19 protein-coding genes and 1 pseudogene are annotated in these 17,278 nt (G+C 65.9%); 5 read left to right on the top strand and 15 right to left on the bottom strand.

The annotated features are described in order from the left end of the window. The first annotated feature begins 90 nt into the window (after positions 1 to 90). The 3 genes from NAM01S_RS04690 to NAM01S_RS04680 are packed head-to-tail and all read left to right on the top strand — an operon-like array spanning position 91 to position 2,039. On the top strand, positions 91 to 906 hold the full coding sequence (locus tag NAM01S_RS04690; RefSeq protein WP_307188657.1) for a fumarylacetoacetate hydrolase family protein: 816 nt from the start codon (positions 91 to 93) through the stop codon (positions 904 to 906). A 48-nt stretch (positions 907 to 954) separates the two neighbouring features. Beyond that, positions 955 to 1,500 (top strand): YceI family protein, encoded by a 546-nt coding sequence (locus tag NAM01S_RS04685; protein WP_169810805.1) that lies wholly within the window; start codon positions 955 to 957, stop codon positions 1,498 to 1,500. After that, entirely contained in the window at positions 1,497 to 2,039 is a 543-nt protein-coding gene (locus tag NAM01S_RS04680; RefSeq protein ID WP_067779764.1) for a YceI family protein, read from the top strand. Before NAM01S_RS04685 ends, NAM01S_RS04680 begins: the two co-directional genes overlap by 4 nt. Before the next feature lie 32 nt (positions 2,040 to 2,071). On the opposite strand, the pseudogene NAM01S_RS37480 reads toward NAM01S_RS04680, so the two are convergent. The 8 genes and pseudogenes from NAM01S_RS37480 to NAM01S_RS04645 form a co-directional block, all read right to left on the bottom strand. Further along, a pseudogene (locus tag NAM01S_RS37480) lies at positions 2,072 to 2,334 on the bottom strand (pyruvate dehydrogenase); the annotation flags it as partial. Positions 2,335 to 2,404: 70 nt separating this feature from the next. After that, positions 2,405 to 3,199: an HpcH/HpaI aldolase family protein gene (locus NAM01S_RS04675; RefSeq protein ID WP_067779761.1), complete on the bottom strand. Its 795-nt coding sequence runs from the start codon at positions 3,197 to 3,199 to the stop codon at positions 2,405 to 2,407. A gap of 25 nt (positions 3,200 to 3,224) precedes the next feature. Next, positions 3,225 to 4,397, bottom strand: a complete 1,173-nt coding sequence (locus tag NAM01S_RS04670; protein WP_067779758.1) for a DUF3500 domain-containing protein — start codon at positions 4,395 to 4,397, stop codon at positions 3,225 to 3,227. Next, on the bottom strand, positions 4,394 to 5,470 hold the full coding sequence (locus NAM01S_RS04665) for a zinc-dependent alcohol dehydrogenase (protein WP_169810804.1): 1,077 nt from the start codon (positions 5,468 to 5,470) through the stop codon (positions 4,394 to 4,396). The genes NAM01S_RS04670 and NAM01S_RS04665 overlap by 4 nt, the downstream gene beginning before the upstream one ends. Before the next feature lie 4 nt (positions 5,471 to 5,474). After that, positions 5,475 to 5,720 (bottom strand): hypothetical protein, encoded by a 246-nt coding sequence (locus NAM01S_RS35620; RefSeq protein ID WP_067779752.1) that lies wholly within the window; start codon positions 5,718 to 5,720, stop codon positions 5,475 to 5,477. Between the two features lie 13 nt (positions 5,721 to 5,733). Next, the gene (locus NAM01S_RS04655) at positions 5,734 to 7,308 is read right to left on the bottom strand and encodes an FAD-dependent oxidoreductase (RefSeq protein WP_067779749.1); all 1,575 of its coding nucleotides are present in this window, start codon (positions 7,306 to 7,308) and stop codon (positions 5,734 to 5,736) included. Continuing rightward, on the bottom strand, positions 7,305 to 8,267 hold the full coding sequence (locus tag NAM01S_RS04650; protein ID WP_218018335.1) for an alpha/beta fold hydrolase: 963 nt from the start codon (positions 8,265 to 8,267) through the stop codon (positions 7,305 to 7,307). The genes NAM01S_RS04655 and NAM01S_RS04650 overlap by 4 nt, the downstream gene beginning before the upstream one ends. After that, positions 8,198 to 9,121, bottom strand: a complete 924-nt coding sequence (locus tag NAM01S_RS04645) for an alpha/beta fold hydrolase (protein WP_253798287.1) — start codon at positions 9,119 to 9,121, stop codon at positions 8,198 to 8,200. The genes NAM01S_RS04650 and NAM01S_RS04645 overlap by 70 nt, the downstream gene beginning before the upstream one ends. 35 nt (positions 9,122 to 9,156) lie before the next feature. On the opposite strand from NAM01S_RS04645, the gene NAM01S_RS04640 reads away from it, so the two are divergent. Both NAM01S_RS04640 and NAM01S_RS04635 read left to right on the top strand, forming a co-directional pair. Continuing rightward, positions 9,157 to 9,870, top strand: a complete 714-nt coding sequence (locus NAM01S_RS04640; protein ID WP_067779739.1) for a TetR/AcrR family transcriptional regulator — start codon at positions 9,157 to 9,159, stop codon at positions 9,868 to 9,870. Between the two features lie 43 nt (positions 9,871 to 9,913). Beyond that, positions 9,914 to 10,336 carry a type II toxin-antitoxin system Rv0910 family toxin gene (locus NAM01S_RS04635; protein WP_169810803.1) on the top strand — a complete coding sequence of 141 codons (423 nt, stop codon included), beginning with the start codon at positions 9,914 to 9,916 and terminating at the stop codon, positions 10,334 to 10,336. A 21-nt stretch (positions 10,337 to 10,357) separates the two neighbouring features. Here NAM01S_RS04635 and NAM01S_RS04630 read toward each other — a convergent pair whose 3' ends face one another. The 7 genes from NAM01S_RS04630 to NAM01S_RS04600 are packed head-to-tail and all read right to left on the bottom strand — an operon-like array spanning position 10,358 to position 17,277. Further along, positions 10,358 to 10,963 carry a hypothetical protein gene (locus NAM01S_RS04630; protein WP_067779733.1) on the bottom strand — a complete coding sequence of 202 codons (606 nt, stop codon included), beginning with the start codon at positions 10,961 to 10,963 and terminating at the stop codon, positions 10,358 to 10,360. Between the two features lie 37 nt (positions 10,964 to 11,000). Next, positions 11,001 to 11,969 carry an MlaD family protein gene (locus tag NAM01S_RS04625; RefSeq protein WP_084482449.1) on the bottom strand — a complete coding sequence of 323 codons (969 nt, stop codon included), beginning with the start codon at positions 11,967 to 11,969 and terminating at the stop codon, positions 11,001 to 11,003. After that, positions 11,966 to 13,180, bottom strand: coding sequence for an MlaD family protein (locus NAM01S_RS04620; RefSeq protein ID WP_253798289.1), 1,215 nt, complete (start codon positions 13,178 to 13,180; stop codon positions 11,966 to 11,968). Before NAM01S_RS04620 ends, NAM01S_RS04625 begins: the two co-directional genes overlap by 4 nt. Next, the gene (locus tag NAM01S_RS04615; RefSeq protein WP_067779726.1) at positions 13,072 to 14,175 is read right to left on the bottom strand and encodes an MlaD family protein; all 1,104 of its coding nucleotides are present in this window, start codon (positions 14,173 to 14,175) and stop codon (positions 13,072 to 13,074) included. The genes NAM01S_RS04620 and NAM01S_RS04615 overlap by 109 nt, the downstream gene beginning before the upstream one ends. Beyond that, positions 14,175 to 15,203, bottom strand: a complete 1,029-nt coding sequence (locus NAM01S_RS04610) for an MlaD family protein (RefSeq protein WP_253798291.1) — start codon at positions 15,201 to 15,203, stop codon at positions 14,175 to 14,177. Before NAM01S_RS04610 ends, NAM01S_RS04615 begins: the two co-directional genes overlap by 1 nt. Then, positions 15,200 to 16,207 (bottom strand): MCE family protein, encoded by a 1,008-nt coding sequence (locus NAM01S_RS04605; protein WP_067779723.1) that lies wholly within the window; start codon positions 16,205 to 16,207, stop codon positions 15,200 to 15,202. The genes NAM01S_RS04610 and NAM01S_RS04605 overlap by 4 nt, the downstream gene beginning before the upstream one ends. Continuing rightward, on the bottom strand, positions 16,204 to 17,277 hold the full coding sequence (locus NAM01S_RS04600; protein ID WP_067779720.1) for an MlaD family protein: 1,074 nt from the start codon (positions 17,275 to 17,277) through the stop codon (positions 16,204 to 16,206). The genes NAM01S_RS04605 and NAM01S_RS04600 overlap by 4 nt, the downstream gene beginning before the upstream one ends. Position 17,278: the final 1 nt, after the last annotated feature.

Below are 17,278 nucleotides of genomic sequence, written 5' to 3'. Positions count from 1 at the left end.
CCCGGCACCTCGAATTCTGCAGCGCGACAACATCTTCGACACCAAGGAGTGACAGTGAAGATCGGTAATCTCGATGGCCGCCTTATCATTGTGACCGGAGCAGGAGCCGTTGACGTCGAACGCGCCAGTGGCGGGCGCTTCCTCGCCGAGCCGCAGTCGATCTACCAGCATTGGACCGCGTTCCGGGAGTGGGCCCACAGCGCCGACCTGTCCGCCGCCGAGCCATTGGACCCTGCGCTCCTCCTGCCTCCGGCTCCGCGCCCACCGCAGATCTTCGCCATCGGACTGAACTACCGTCAGCACGCCGCCGAATCCGGGCTCGACCTGCCCAGCGACCCGCTGGTGTTCACCAAGTTCGCCAGCTGCCTGGCCGGTGCCCGCAGCGGCATTCCCGTACCGGCCGGCGGAACCGCCGACTGGGAGATCGAGCTGGCGGTCGTGATCGGTGTCGGCGGAAGCCACATCCCGGCCGATCGCGCCTGGGAACATGTCGCCGGTGTCGCCGTGGCCCAGGACATCTCCGAGCGATCCATCCAATTCCGCGGGCCCGCGCCGCAATTCAGCCTCGGTAAATCTCTTCCCGGCTACGGGCCGATCGGGCCCTGGCTGGTCACCCCCGACGAGCTGCCCGATCCCGACGACCTGCACATGACCTGCACCCTCGACGGCGAAGAGGTGCAGAAGACCAGTACCAAGGACATGATCTTCCCAGTGCCGCAGCTGATCTCACGGCTATCGGCTCTGCTCCCCCTGCTGCCGGGTGACCTGTTGTTCACTGGAACACCCGCCGGCATCGGCAGCGCGATGACTCCGCCGCGCTTCCTGGAACCCGGCCAGGTCCTGATCAGCCGGATCGACGGTGTCGGCGAACTGCTGAATCCCATCGTCGCTTCGGATCCAGCATGAACGGTCGAATCGGCCGCACTTCCGTCGGCCCAGAACCAGATGGACGTCATGACTACTAACGATCGACCGGACGCCAACGCCTCGGACCGCGCCGATACCTGGGACCTGGATCCCGCGACCGCAGACATCGGGTTCTCCGCGCGAGGGTTCTGGGGTCTGATTCCGGTCTCCGGTCGCTTTTCGCTAGCACGCGGCTCCATAACCTGGGGTCAGTCCGAAACCGCGACGGTGCTACTGGAAATACATGCCGCAAGCATCACCACCGGTCTCCCCCTGCGTGATCGGCACTTACGCGAGCCCAGGTTCCTCGATGTGGAAACCCACCCGATGATTTCGTTCCACGGTCGCGCCGTCGCCAGCGGCCCGATGCGCCTCGAAGTGGAAGGCGCGCTGGCCGTTCGCGGCGCCGCCACCGAACTGCGACTCGATGTCGAACTCGAATCCCACGGCCCTGACCTCGTCGCCACGACAAGCACCCGGATAGATCTGTCCGCCTTGGGCATTGCCCCGCCACTCGGCATCGTCCGCCCGCACGTAACCATCGGAATCCGGGGAAACCTCGTCCGCTCGTCGATGACCGAAACCGGACAATGAGCCAGAGAACCGACGGTCCCGACGCCGCGGCCGGCGCTGCCCGTGCCGGCACGTGGAAGCTCGATTCAAGCACTGCGGACATCAGATTCACCGCGCGCGAGCTCTGGCAATCGTTCCGGTTCTCCGGCCGCTTTCCCCGCGCTCGCGGATCGATAGTGTGGGGCGAGGACAAGACCGGCGCCGTGCTGATGGAACTTCATGCCGCAGGCATATCGACCGGACTGCGGGCGCGAGACAACCGACTGTGCGCACCCGGGTTCCTGGATGTCGCGAACCACCCGCTGATTACGTTCCGCGGCAACGCCATCCGCCCCAACCCGGCGCGCCTCGAGATCGTCGGCAAATTGGTCGTTCGCGACATCGCGACCGCGCTGGACCTCGATGTCGATCTCGCACCAGCCGGCAACCGAATCGCTGCCGCCACGACCGCGCGGATCGACCTTTCGGCCTATGATTTCGCGGAGCCGCACGGCATGCTCCATCTCCATGCCGATCTTCTGATCAGCGGCAGCTTCATCCCTCTTCGCCGACAGATCTAGAGGCTCGAAGCTCATGCGAGCGGGCGCGAGGTTCACAACAGATCGAGCGCGGCGCGCACGATGCTGTCGGCGTCGATGCCGTGATAGCGATAGACGTCGTCGGGGACCGGCCTGCCCGATCCGCGAGACACCGAGTGCACCGTGGCGCACCCGGCTGCTCGCGGATCCAGGTTTCGCCGGAGTCCAGGGCCGGCCGCGCCTGCAATGCCCGGAACAGCAGCCCCGGGCTGGTGACGCAGAGGACATCGGCGGGAACGCCTGTCTGCGTGAGACGTTCGGCGGCAGCGAGCGCCTCGCTCACCAGATACGTCCCAATCCGAGCGGCCTCGAGGTCGGGGGTCTTGCGTCCCTGTCGAGTCGGGCGATCAGCTGGGTCGGACCGGGTCGTCGGTCGCCTGCGCGAGGTGGCTCTTGGCAGCCTGCTCTATATGCATCAGATCGTTGGCGATGCTGACGTAGTTGAAGCCCTCGGCGCGGCGGCGCGCGGCGGTGGCGCCGTCCGGGCAATGGATGCCCACCGCCTTTCCGGCCGCGGCGGCGGCCTTCAGCACGACGCGCAGTGCGTCCTCGAACTCGGCGTCGACCGCGGGGTCGGTGGGACTGGTGCCGCCGAGGGCGAGGCGCAGGTCCGAGGGGCCGACGTAGAGCGCGTCGACTCCGGGCACCGCGACGATCTCGGCGACATTGCGCAGCCCGGCGGCAGTCTCGATCATCACCACGCAAGCGACCTCGGCGTTGGCTTCGGCCAGCGACGGGCCGATCCGCAACCCCGCACGCAGCGCGCCGTTGCTGCGCAGGCCGATCGGCGGAAAGCGACAGGCCGACACCGCCGCTTCGGCCTCGGCGGCGGTGTCGACCATCGGCACGATGACGCCGCGGGCGCCCGCATCGAGCGCCTGGGCAATCCAGAACGGGTCGTTGAGTTGCACGCGGACCAGGGCGGCAACCCCTGCGGCGTCGATCGCGGTGATTCCGGCGAGCAGGCCACGGTATTCGATGAGACCGTGCTGTGCGTCGATGCAGACGTAGTCGTAGCCGGTCATCGCGATGCGTTCGGTGGCCACCGGGTTGTCGCATACCACCCAGTAACCCACGGCCGGTGACCCGGCCCGCAGCCGCTCGGCGAATCCGGCCGGGCTTGTCTTCGCGTTGTCCTTCATAGTGCCTCTTTCGCGGTCTGGTCTCTCAGTGGGAGTGATGCCTTCGATGCTCGGCGAGGGCGTCGAAGCCGAAGTCAGCGGACAGATCCCGCCATACGGAGTGCGCGTGGTTGGCCCGACGCTGGGTGTTGTCGTATTCGATGAGCAGGTCCGGGCCTTGGATCCGGTAGTAGTGGGGATCATCGAGTGCCATACCTCCCGCCCACCCGAACCAGGTGACGTCGAGGACCGCATCGGAGGCATATCGCGCGGCGTGTACAGCTGCCATGGCAGCCGGAGCACGGCCGGTGTACAGCGCGATCAATCGACGAAGGTCGCTCCGTTGCGTGGCATCGAGACTCCGTGCGCAGATTCCTTTGGGCGGCACCGAAAATGCCAGTGCCGCGTGATCCGCCTCGCGGTATCCGCTCGCCGCTTCCGCACGCCGATCGATGTCGTCGACGAGCTTGTTCAGCGCCGGGTCGGCGAACTGGCCGCGCCACAGGTCCTGCATATGCATCATGGTGTCGCCGCTGGTCACTCGAGCCCGGTTGCCGGAGACGATGTCGGAGATCGCGGACTCGTGCAGCAGGGCTTGTTCGCGCTGTTCCGCGGTGAAGGACCGGGCCAGATTCCGTGCGACATCCTCGATCCCGCCGAGCGGCCGTAGCGGCGAGCCACCCAGAAGCGCGGTGCTCGCCGGGTCGGCGCCGAGGAAGCAGGGTGTCGTCGAGACGAGGCATCCGTCGACGATGAGGTAGTTGAGCGAGATGTGATGACCACCGAAGCGCCAACCCCACACCGGGCTGCCCGGCGTGCCGAATAGTCTGAGCCAGTACAGCTCTGGGTCGCGTCCGCGTTCCCGGGCCCAATCGGCTTTCCAGCCTTCGACCTGGTCCAGGACGTTCTCCAGACCGACCACAGTGGCGACGGTGGCGTATCCGGCCTCGGACAACCCGGAGGCGACCAGCTGCATCGCCAGCCTCTGCTGGGCAGCGGACTGCTCACGCAGAGCCAGCCCGCCGTGGTCGGTCGGAGTGTAATACCACCGCAGTCGTTCGGCGTCGGCTTCGGCGACCAGCGGCGAATCGAACAGCGCCGCCGAACGCTGGTCCTCGGTCAATGTGTCCAGCCACGCCGTGACCGCTGCCGTCATCGCCGCGGCGACTGCTCGTCGCGGGTCGGTCTCGGCAACCGTCGTATGCGCTTCACCGATCATGGCGCTTGCGGGTCGTCGGACACATCCAGCATCACCTTGATGGCATCGCCACGGCGTTCGGCGTAGGTGTCGAACGCTTCACCGATGTCTTCGAGCGGGAAATGGTGTGTCACCAGTGCATTGGCGTCCAGTCTCCCCCGGCTTGCCAGGGAGACGGCCCGAGCCACGGATCCGGTCCCTTCGCCGCGGACCGTTTGCAGCGATATGCCGTTCATGACGGCACGATTGAGGTCCGCCGTCACCGGCTGTTCGAAAAAGCCCACCAGCACGACCTTTCCGGACCGTTTGGCCATCCGGATCGCTTGATCGACCGCCGGCGCGGCGCCGGAACACTCGAGGACGATGTCGGCGCCGCGCCCGCCGGTGAGATCGCGCACGGCGGCGACGGGATCTTCGGTGCGCGAATTGAGCACCAGGTCGGCGCCGAACTGTTTTCCGAGGTCCAATCGGCTGGCCCGAGTGCCGATCAGGGCAACGGGTTCGGCTCCGAGTTGGCGTGCGACCTGGACAGCCAGCAGTCCGATAGGGCCGGGACCGATCACGGCGACGCTCGCGCCGACAATGAGCGAACCGAGGGCATCGAAGGCGTGCATGACCGTGCCGACGGTGGAGAGGATGACAGCCGCGTCGAAATCGACGGCGTCCGGCAGCAGATGCAGCGTGGACACGTGGTTGACGACATATTCGGCGAATCCGCCGTTGACCGTCATGCCCTGCGTTCGATGTCCTTTGTGCCGATTCCCGTAGTTCAGGCAATCGGTATAGGACCCCGACAGACAGTTGACGCAGCGCATACAGCCTCGATGCGCCTCGGTCACGACTCGATCGCCGACCGCGAACTCGTCGACGCTGCTGCCCACCGCGACCACCACACCGGCGTATTCATGTCCGGGGACAAAGGTCTCCGAAGGCGGCCCGTCGCCGCCGAAGAACTTATGACTGCGAATCTTGAGGTCCGAACCGCACAGCGACGCGCGGCGGACCTGAACCAGGACATCGTCCGGGCCGACTTCGGGGACGGGCAGCCGTGTCGTGGTGATCGCTCCCGGTTCGCCGAGTACGGCGGCCAACATCGTCTCAGGGGGCATCTGCGACCTTTCTGGTGAAATTCGGGATGTGCGCGGAAACCGGCAGGCACGGCCCAGAGAACAGGCCTTGGCACGGCATGGCCGGATAGCTCTGGTCCACGCGATCGTCGACCGCGACGGACCGAGCCCAGCCACCCTCGACGGCTTCCCGCGCGAAGGTGATGGCAGCGTCGTAGGAGGCAAGGAAATGCAATGGGGAACCGAGGCCGAAATCGACGGTCAGATGCCACAACATTGCAAGGACGACCTCAGGAGTTGGGCACCGCAGGAATGTCGACGGCGGGAGACATCGGGGCGGCCTGTGCGCTGACAGTCCGGCCCATGTCGGTGGTGACGATGGAGGAGAGGTAGCCATCGGGGCGGATCAACAGCAAGGTGGAGTCGGAGACGCCGTATGTCCGGGCGAAGGAATCGGCGATATCGGCAAGCACCACATCGGCATTCGGGTGTTCCCCGGCATCGACGGCGATCTTCTTCAGTCCTGCGCCTGCCGTCGGCCACGGCAGCACTGCCAGTTCTTCGGCCGCCGCGCGTCCGTAGGCGATCGCGGTGAAGTGCGCTCCGCTGAAGAGTTCGAAAAGGCGTCGCGCTCCCCCATTGGCGTCCAGCAGTTTCGCGTCCGGGGCGCGGTCGCCGACGTGCAGCGTCGTGGTCTGTTCAGCTCCGGACGGCACCAGTGGTCCTGCCCGGTAGTGCAGGCCGAGCTGGCGTTCATCGTCACCGCGCTTGATCGACGATGGGTCGAGCTTGGCGAAGCCATCGTACTTCTTGGTCGCCAAACCCAAGACCCTGGCGGCGATCGGTTGCCGCTCGGCCTCATAGGTGTCCAGCAGCGCCTCCGGCGCGCCCGCAAGCACCTGGCCGAGTTTCCAGCCAAGGTTGTAGGCATCCTGCAGACCGGTGTTGAGCCCTTGAGCACCCGCGGGCGGATGCACGTGGGCGGCGTCGCCTGCGATGAACACCCGACCCGAACGATAGCGCTCCGCGAGACGAATGTTGGGGCGGAACACCGACTTCCAGCCGATATCCGACAGGCGCAGCTTCTTGTCGCCGGTCTGCTTACGGAAGCGCGCGTTCAGGCTCTCCTCGTCGAGAGCCGGCTCCTCCCCGAGGTTCAGGCGAATCATCACCTGGAACCGATCGGAGTGCGGCAGCGGGCACGCGCCGGCGAATCGGCCACCGGGTCGCGGCCATACATGCCAGTAGTCTCGGGAAAGCCCGTCGACCACGGCGTCGACGATGACCATTCGATCGGCTTCGTCGGTCGAGCCCTCGAAGCCGATGTCCGCGGCTTTGCGGACCATGCTGCCGCCACCGTCGGCGCCGACCAGGTAGCGAGCGCTGATCTCGGCAACACCGCCGGGGCCCGCGACGCTCGCCAGCACCGCATCCGGACGCTGCTCGAATCCGACGAATTCACACTCTGTTTCGACGGCCACGCCCATGCGCTGTAATCCTGCACGCAGTGCCGCGTCGGTGCGGAACTGCGGAATCAACCACGTATTCGGGTACGGCACATCGGAGGTCGTTTCGTTGCGGGACATCATGTGCCACGGAATGGTCAGCGGGCCCGCGTGAATGCCGAGGGGCGGATAGATTCCGCCCCCGGCCAGGATGTCGTCCAGTACGCCGAGGTCTTCGAGGACCTCGAGGCTGCGCGGCTGGACTCCCTTGGCGCGCGATCCGTCGAATGAGTTGGCGGCCTTATCGATAACCCGCACCGCAGCGCCACGGCGGGTCAGGTCGATCGCCAACGCGGTGCCGGTCGGCCCGGCCCCGACGATGAGCACGTCAACTGTTTCGGTGTTCGGCTTGGTCTTCATCGTGACATCTCTTCCCGTGCCGCATCGACGAACGCGTGGAACCGCAGGCCCATCTCGGCGGGTTCCTCGAAGGGGACCATGTGCCCGCACGGCGAGAGGATGTGCGACTCGGTCGGGGCCAGCAGCGCAGTCACCTCGTCGAAGCTCGTGATCGGGGTGACCGCGTCTTCATCACCCCACAGCAACAACTTCGGGATCGGCAAGCGTCCGGTCCGCCGGTAGAGCTCTTGCCGTCCGCCCAGCGGGAAGTCGGCGATCGTGGCGGACAGGGCGTAGATCGATCCTTCGAACTGGTAGGCCTCGCGCACCATCGCCGTGAGCGCCGCGGATCGTTCGGGATCGCGGACGTTGTGGGACAGATGCCGGTCGAGCATCTTGCTGCCCAGCTGCTTCGCCAGGAAGGTGCCCGCTGTCTTGTTGCGCAGCACGGCGGCGACGAACGGTGCGGGCTGCAGCCCGGCGGGACCGGCCAACGTCAAGGTGGCGATCCGGGCGGTGTGCTGCTGGGCGAAAGCCATTGCTACCAAAGCGCCCATCGACGCTCCGACAACGTGGAAAGGTTCGGCCAGATCCAGGCGATGGGTCAGGTCCGCGAGTTGCCCCACCATCAGGGCTTCGTCGTAGGTAGCCTGCACACGGTCGGAATAACCGCGGCCGTAGGGACTGTAGGTGAGGGTCCGGAACCCACGCGAATGCAGGCGGCTCACCAGCTGATCCCAATAGAATAGTGGGGTGGTCAGGCTGCCCGCGAAGACCACCACCTCGCCGCCTTCGGGCCCGGTCATCTCGTAATGGGTGATCCCGGCGCTGCATTCGAGGAATTCGCCGCGCAGTTCCGCACGGGTGAGCTGATCAAGGTGGCGGGTTTCGCCGCGTACCACGAAATACTTCATCGTTGGCTCCTTTTCGGCGCGGCCGTCCCGACAGTCAGAAAGTCCAATAGCGCACTCGCCACCCATTCCGGATCCTCGTCGGGCAGTAGGTGACCGCCACTGGGATGCACGCGTTCGAGGCTGCCGGTGATATCACGGCTGAAATATTGTCCGTCCACCGAGGCGCTACGCAGCACCAGCGTGGGCGCCCCGATGGCCGGGATCTCGGCGGTGCGATCGATCTGTTCGGTGTTGGCGAAGTCGATGAACGCCTGCTGGTTGCCCGGCCGGGTCAGCATCGCGTAGGCCCGATCGACCATCGCGTCGTCTACCACCGATTTACGTGAGCCCACGGCCGAGCGCAGATTGCGTTCGGTCGCCGATCGCGACGACAGGCGCCGGATCAGCACGCGCCCGATCGGGTTGCGGGCCAAGCGCAGCGCCAGCGGCAGCGACTTGCCCGGGTAGCCGGTGGCATTGATCAAAACCAGCCTGTCCACCCGATGCGCGTAGTCCAGCGCGAAATTCCAGGCGATATTGCCGCCCAGGGAATTGCCCACCACCGAAACCTTGGCGACCCCGATGGCGTCGAGGAAAGCGGCGATCGTCTTGGTGAATGCCGCGATGCGGTAGTCCCGATCGCCGCGCGGCCCGGTGAGACCGAAGCCGGGCAGGTCGAGCCGGATCACGTCGAATGCGGGCAAGCCCGCGGCCACCTGGTCGAAGCAGTGCAGCGAGGATCCGCTGCCGTGCAGGAGCAGTACCGGGGATCCGGTCCCAGCACGCTTGTAGTGGATGTTGCGGCCCTCGACGATCGCGAAGCGCGAATCGAGGTCGATGTAATCCTCAGCTGCTCGTCTACTCATAGTGGTTACAGTGTTGCCGATATATGTCGCCAGGTCAAGCGATACCGGCAACGATGTGACCGATATTATGATCACGTGTCCAGCACAGTCGACGACCGAAGGACGCATGTGTGACCACTGCAGATTCAGACGCCGCCGAAACGACGGCGCGACGCTCCCCCGGCCGCCCACGAGTCCCCTTCGACCGGATTGTCACGACCGCGCTGCACATCGTCGACGAGCAGGGAGTCGACGCACTATCGATGCGCACACTCGCCCACCGACTCGACACCGGCACCGCGGTGCTCTACCGAGCAGTCGCCAATCGCGCGGAGCTCATCGCCCATACGGTCGACTGGGTGCTCGGTGAGGTCGACATCGCCGACGACGAGATCGGCGATGACTGGCAGCGCGCCTGCATCGCGGCCGCCGAGGCGATCTTCTCGGTCCTGCACCGCCATCCCGGGATCGCGCCACTGCTCATCGCGCAGGTGCCGATCGGGCCCCATTCGCTGGCCCTGCGCGAGCGGGTCCTGGCAATGCTGCTCGCCCACGGGTTTTCGCCGAAATCCGCGGCCCTCGCCTACGCGACGATCGCCCGCTACGCCATCGGCTTCGCCGCACAGCTACATGGCCACAGCACCGCCGCCACCATCGCCCCCGCAACTCTCACGACCCTCTATCGCCAACTCGATCCTGGACAGTTCCCTGCCACGATCGCCGTCGCCGATCACCTGCCGACACAGACCCTGGAAAGCGAATTCCACTTCGGCCTGCGACTGCTGGTCGCCGGGCTCGCGCCGCTCCGTTGTGGCGCAGGCCATCCTAATTCGGATACACTGTAGCCGTATTATCGAATTCCGAAGCCAGGAGAGTCTCATGCGTACCGTGCAAACCAGCGCCCGTTACCAGGCCAGCCCCGATGAGGTCTGGAAGGTCATCGGCGATCCGTCGCGCTGGGGCGATTGGCTGGTGATTCACAAGTCGTGGAAGAGCGCCGTGCCTGCCCAGCTCGCCAGCGGGGTTACCGCCACCGCGAGCGCGAGCGTGATGAATATGCCGGTCACCATCGACTGGACTTTCGAGAACGTCGACGCGCCACGAGCGCTCACCATGGGAGGAACCACCAGGGCCGGCGTCAAATTGGCACTCGCCATCAGTCTGCGGGACGAAGCCGCCACCACCACCGTCGACGTCACGGCCAGCATCGATGGCGGCATGATCGACGGCCCGATGGGCGGGGTGTTCAAGAACTCGCTCGTCGGCGCCCTCGACAAATCGCTGAAGAAGGTCCAGGGCCTGGTCGCCTGACGCCGATGAACGAGCCCAGGATCATTTCAGTGGGAGAGCGCCGTCCATTCCGCCGACATCGGTGATCTTCCATCCCGCCCCCGAATCGACGGTGACGTTGTACGTCACCGTCGTTTGGCCGCCGTCGGGAGTCTGAGCGTTGGTGGAGTTGACGTTGAGGAAGACGTTCACCTTGTAGACGCCGCCGTTCTCGGAGGTGACGATCGCATTGATCGGGGCGGCGGTCGAAGACCACTTCAACGGCACCAGGATTTCCTGCAGTTTCGGTGCGGTGGCGTCGAACTTGTTCGCCAGTTGCGGGCTCGTGTTCGCCTTCAGCTTGCCGATCCAGGCGTTGTAGTCCTGAAAATTTATGGTGGAGGCGCCGACCGCATAGTCGGTGGCAACCTGCTCGGCATGACGGTACCCGGCGGCGGACGCGTCGCGGTCGCTGAGCTCACTGCGCGCCGACATCCACAATGCGGCGAAAACGCCCGTAGCCACGACCAATCCGATCAGCGCGACGCCGATGGTGATGGCAGACAGCCGTATCGAGACGGTGCCCGATGTGCGCCCGAGCTCCGCGGGGAGGTCACGCGCTTGTGTTTCCGATGCCTGGTCGGTTCGATCTTCGGTTTCGATGGTCATGTGCTTCTCCTTGGCGGGGTTCTGGATCGGTGCGCGGCTATTTGACGTTGATCTGCAAACGCAATGCGCTTTCACCGGTGTCGGCGAGGGCTTGCGCAATCAGCGCACTGAGGTCGACGTGGCTCAGCTGCCCTGCGGCGTGCATGGCCAACGGGGTGAGCGCCGGCGCGAGTTGCGCCAGGTCGGGACCGACCTGTTCGAGGTAATCGGTGAAGTCGGCGAAGAACGGAATGAGCCCGGTGCCTTGGACATACATGTCCGGCACCTGTCCGATTCGGACGAAACTCTCGATGGACTTCGCCAGGTTGTCCGCCGAAGTTCCCAGTTGGCTCCAGCCGGGCGCGGCAGCGCTCATGGCCGGACCCGTCCATTCCATGTCCGCGCCCACCGCTTGCAGGTCGGTGAGCATGCGGTGGATCGCGTCGGTGCGGGCCAGCAGGGTGGCGGCGAGCAGACTGGTGGATCGCGCCAGCTGTGGCACGATCGCCTCGGTGCCTGCCAGCCCCCGGGTGAAGTTGTCGACGATGTCGCTGATCGCCTGCGGGTCCAATTGCTCCATCAGGTGGGTCACCTGACGAGCGACCTCGGGTATCGAAGTCGGTGTCCGGATCGCGCGGGTGTCGATGTGCTGTCCGTCGCGCAAATACGGGGCACCGCCGCCCTGGGCCGGGGTGAACCGAACCTGCGGTTCGCCCAGCGCGGAGAGGTTTTCGATGGTGACCGTGCTGGCGACCGGGATGTGGTAGTCGTCGTTCACTCGCATGCTGACGTGGACGCCGCCCTCGCCGTTGCGCACCGAGACGACTTTCCCCACGCGAACCCCTGACAGCGACACCGGTGATTCGGGGCCGAGGCTGCCCGAATTGGTCAGCGTCATGGTCAGGGTGGAATACCTGGTGAACCAGTCGACGCCGACGACGTCGAACGCAAGGTAGGCAACGGCGATCAGCGCGACGGCGGCGATACTGCCCAATGAGGTCGCGGGACCGAGGATTCGGGACTTCAACGGACCGCTCCGATCATGCGCAAGGTGTCGATGATCCGACCGGCCTGCTCCGGCGCGGGGACGCCGTTGCCGGCGTCGACGCCGACGATGTCGACTTTCGGCCCGTGCTCGACGAAGGGGATGATCTGGTCGCGGAGCAGGGATACGAGCCGGTTGAGGTTCGACGGCGCGTTGAGGTCCAGGGGCCGATCGGTGAACAGCAACGGCACCAAGGCTTTTGCTGCAGCGTCACCCGCCGAGGCCAGGGGCGCTACCCAGGCAAGGGCGTGGACGATATCGCCCATCGCACCGGCCAGGCCGAGTACGAGGATAAGCGACTGCAGCGCCGAGGTGACGTGTGTGGCGCCTTGCTCGCTCAGTAGTGCTTGCAGCGCCCGATCGCGATCGAGCGCCATGTTCACATTGGCTTCCATGCCGTCGAGGAAGTTGTCGACTTCGCCGAGATGCTGTGCGACATCGGCGAAGTCGGCGCCGAGAACCTGTGCCATGTGCGCGCTGTCGGACGGCTGTTCGGGTAATACCGCGTTCAAGCGATTCACAAGGTCCTGGAACTGCTGCACCGCGCCGCCCTGGAAGAACGTTGCCAGGCCCGCCATGACGTCCTCGACCTGGACGGCTGGTTTCGTCTGGGTGATCGGTATGGTGCCGCCGTCGGCGATGGTGTGGTCGAATCCGCTTGGTGGTGTGGTCAGTTCGATGAAGATGTCGCCGAGCAGGGTGTTCTGCCGCAGCTGTGCGGTCGTGGCGGCGGGCAGCCGCACCGCGCGGTCGATGTCGACGTCGGCGATCACGTGGCCGGGGGCGGTGGCCGCGGGATCGACGACGCGTACGGCCGCGAGGTCGCCGACCTGAACGCCGTTGGCCATCACTTTCGCCCGCCCCGGCAGATTGAGTGCGTTGGCGAACTCGACATGCACCCGGTACCCGTCGCCACGGCCGGTGCCGGGGAGCGTAATGGCCGATGGATCGAACGCGCAGCCGCCGAGAGTGCACCCGGCCACTGCTAGTGCGAGCAGCTTGGTTGTGAAGTTCATTGCACCCCAGCGCTTTCCGTGATCACCTAGTGGCGTGTCCGAGTCCGGGGACACCCCGTATCCGGACCTCATTTCGCGCCCGCTATCGCCAATACCAGCGGAACCAGGTCGATGTCGGCCAAACCATGCTCGGCGCTGCGACACCGGCCGGGCAGCGCGGCGTTGATCGCCGCGCAAGTCTGGTCGGCATCAGGTTGGGCGAGAGCCGCTTTGGGCCCGGTGTAGGCAAGCGCGGTCTGCCCCGTCGCGGGGTCGACGGACGTGCGGAAGGCCTCGGTCAGCGTTGGGACCATGTCGACCAGCTGCTCGAGCGTGCTGACGTTGGCGCCGGCCCACCTGATCAGTGGCACCGTCGCGTGCACGGCGTTGAGCAGGGGGCGCCCGAATGTCGTGGTGATGTCGTTGAACCAGGGCAACACCACCCGAAGCGCGTCGATGATGCCGACGAAGGGCGGGATGACCTCGGTGTTGGCTTGCTCCAACATGCTGCCGAGCCGGGTGAGCATATGTTCCAGTTCGCCCCAGTTGTTCTTCAGCACTGCGCTCAGAGTGGTGATCGCGTCGATGAGTTCGCCGATGCGGCCGATCGCCGCGTCCGGTGATTTCAACGCGTCGCCGAGTTTGAACAGCAACTCGTTGAGCGCGTCACCGGTACCCGAAACGGCGGTACCCAGCGCCGAGACGCCACCACTGAGGGTGCTCTGCCGGGCCGGATCGTCCGGCGCACTCAGCTCGGTGGCGAGCTTCGACAGCGCATCCATGGTCTGGGTCATGCTCTTCGGAGTGAGTGCGCGGGTGACGCATCGACCCGAGTCCCATTCCGCCGCCGGTTTCGCCGCGGACACCAGCGCGAGGTTGCGGTCAGCGACCAGGGTGTCCGACAGTGTCACCGCCGAAACCTCGCCGCGCAGGGGATGATCGGCCTCGATCCGGAAGTCGACCCGCACCCTGTCACCGGAGGGTTCGATCCGGGTCACCGAGCCGACCGGGATGCCGAGCATGGTGACGTGACTGCCGAGATAGAGCCCGGCCGCGTCCGGCATCATCGCGCAGTACGCGCGCATCGGTTTGGCAGCGCCGGTCAGTACCACGTACCCGGCGGCCGCGATCGCGACGATGACCGAGACCGCGGCCACCGACATGAATCCGCGGGAAGCGAGAAATCGGCGCATCAGCAGGTCCTCCCCGGTACAGGAATGCACAGTGCGGGCACGGTCGTCGCGGAGTGGTCAACGGCGGGACCGCCTGGGCCGCTGGCGATCTCGCGCAGCTGCTGCCCCAGGTGCTCGACGCTGGCCACGACCTGGTCGAGGCGCCCGGCTAGTCGGTCCAACTCGGGAATCGCCTCGGCGAGTTCGTCCATCATGGGTTTCAGCGAGCTGTCGTAGGCCGGTTCGATCGCCGCCAGGCGCGAGAGCATCCGCTCCAGTAACGCCAGTGACCCTCGCAGTTCCGCACGCTTGTCGACGAGGATGTCGGTGATCATGTTCAGTTCGCGGGTGAGCCGGCCGTACAGAGCGGTATTGCCGCTGACCGCGCTCAGATACTCTTGCGAGATCGCCAGTGCCCGTGAGACATCCGCGTTCTGTCGGTCGAGGATGTCGACGATGGAGTCGACCGCGCGGCCCAGCTGGCGCAGACCGTCCGGGCTCTGGACCAGTGCGGTTTGCAGCTCGGCGAGATTCTGGCGCAGAGTCTCCCCGTCCACCTCGCGGACCGGGGTCACCGCGTCCTGGAAGACCTGACCGATCGTGTACGGAAGCCGCACCCGATCCTTCGCGATCACCTTCTGCCGCAACGGTTTCGAGCCAGCCGACGTCAGGGCCACATAGTGGCCGCCCGCGATGGTGAGCATGCGGATGTCGAGGGTGGACTGATCACCGACGAAGACGTCGGAATCCACGGTGAAGATCATGTGCACCCGATCGTCGTGCAGTTCCAGCGATTTCACCGTGCCGACGGTGATACCGGCCATCCGGATGTCCTCACCGGCGCGGAGGGCGCCGGCCTCGGCCATATCGGCGCCGTATTCCACCTGGCCCGGGGGCATCGTGTACAGGACGCCACAGGCGGCCAGCACCACGACTACCGCGGCCGCGCCGATCCAGCCGAGCCGCAGTTCACGTCGGCGGATCGTGCGGTCGTCGGCGACGGGCCGATCACCCCTGAGGCGAATCCGTTTGCGGAGTTCTGTCGTCACCGGTTGCACAGCACGATCCTCTGACCGCCGATGAACACCCGCAATTGCGGTGGTACCGGCGCATTTCCGTTCGAACAGGTCACGGTCATCTCCGGCGCGACGCCGGGCAGCATTGCCTCGAGGCCCTGCAGCAGTCCGGGGAGCTTGCCCAAGACCTCCGTCGCCGCCTGCGGATCGGGAAACGCAGCGCGCAAGGCATTTTCGAGGTCGGGATTGCTGTCTGGAGTCAGCCCGAGGGTCGCGAGCAGATCATCGAGAGGACCCAGCACCGGTGGCGCGGCCAGGGCGTAGTCGACGAGCCCTTTCAGTTTGTCCTCCAGCACGGTGAACAGGTTGGTCAGCCCTTGGATCAGGGTGTCCAGGTACGGCGACTTGCCGCCGAGGCGGTCGTCGAGGGCGTGCAGGTTGCGGACCAAGGTGGAGATGACGGCCTGCCGATCCACCGCGTAGCGGCTCAGTTGTTCCACCGCCTCCAGCGCGGGCCCGAGGCCGGTGCCGTTGCCCTGGATCACCGCAAGGACGCTTTCGGAGAGTTGGTTGAGGGCGCTGGGTGAGAAGTCCCGTAGCACTGGTTGCAGTCCGTTGAACAAGGTGGTGATGTCGAAGGACGGGATGGTGCGCTCGGGTGCGACGGTCGCGCCCGCCGCGAGCCGAATACCCGGCGCGGCAGGTTGACGGAGGTCGACATACCGCTGCCCGGTGAGCGTTTGGTATCGGATCGCGAAGACGCTCGTCTCGAACACCGGATGGTCGCGCTGGACGCTTATCTCTACCGCGGCACGGCCCTGATCCAGCGCGATTGCCTGCACCTTGCCAACCTGCACGCCGTACATACGCACATCGTCGCCGGGCTTCAAACCATTGGCGTCGGTGAACATCACGCGGAACGCGTCGGCGCTCCCGGCGACGGGCCGCTCGATCGCAGTCACCACTGTGGTCAGCAGCACCACCATCACGGCTGCGAACAACGCCAGCCGAAATATCACGCCGACAGTCGATTTCATCGCGAACCTCCCGCAGCAGCCGGTGCGGGGATCGCGGCAACGGGGGCTACGGTGCCGAACAGCGGTGCAGCCAGTGCCGGGAACCCGCGCAAGGTGAGTTCGAGTCGCAGGACCGGGCCCTCGGGGCTGTCCACGAAGGCATTGTCGATACGTTCCAACAGGGTTCGCAGCTCCGCACTCGACCGCTGCGGGGTGGGCACCATCTGGGCGGTGACGTTGAGCAAGGGGGTCAGCATGTCGGTGTATCCGGTGTAGTGCCGCTGCCCGGTCTGTCCAAGATTCGTGATCGAGGGAAACATCTGCTCGGCGAGCAGCGCGACGCCCGAATCGAACAGCGGCTGATCGGTGCGCAGGACTTCGATGTTGTTGATGTGATCGAGTAGATCGACTGTGGCGCCGGCGAATGCGGCCGTGCCATGCAGTGTGGAAGCGTATTGCCCGATCAGGAAGGACGGATCGTAGCGCTGGGTTTCCGCGACGGCTCGGCCCAGCATCACGACGGCCTCCAGAATCGGGGTGAAGGCCTTGGCGTCGGTGGCCAGTGTGGTGAGCACGTCGGCCAGTTGTGGTGTCAGCACCTGGTCGGTGGTTTGTCCCAGCGACCGGATCAGCGTGCCCAACGTGGCATTCGTGACTCGCGATGCCGACCCACCGGTGAGATCGACACTTGCTCCGTCGCGCAATGCGGCGCCGCCTTCACCGCGGCGCAACTCGACCTCGCTGATGCCGAACAGGTTCGACGGCGCGTAGTCGAGGACGAGTGCGTCCGTGAGCCCGGTGAGCTGGGACTTGTCCAGTCGTAGCGTGATCTCCTGCTGCCCGGCGCCGGCACTGTCGATGTCGGTGACTTCGCCGACATTGACCCCGTCCAGTCGCACCCGCGCGCCGGTGACGATACCGTCGCCGATCTGTTCGGTGCGCAGCGTCACGCGCATCCGATCATCCACGCGCACCGACTGAACCCCGGTCCAGACCGCGGCGACAGCCGCGACGGCCGCGAGGGCCAGCACGCCCGTCCGCCGTGCGGACTTTTCGGTGATGGCTGCCCCTGGCAGCCCGAATGTAGGCATG

It is taken from the genome of Nocardia amikacinitolerans NBRC 108937, from assembly GCF_001612615.1.
GTDB classification, from domain to species: Bacteria; Actinomycetota; Actinomycetes; order Mycobacteriales; family Mycobacteriaceae; genus Nocardia; species Nocardia amikacinitolerans.
Note: the sequence above shows the minus strand (reverse complement) of the source record. Positions and strands in the feature narration are given on the sequence as shown.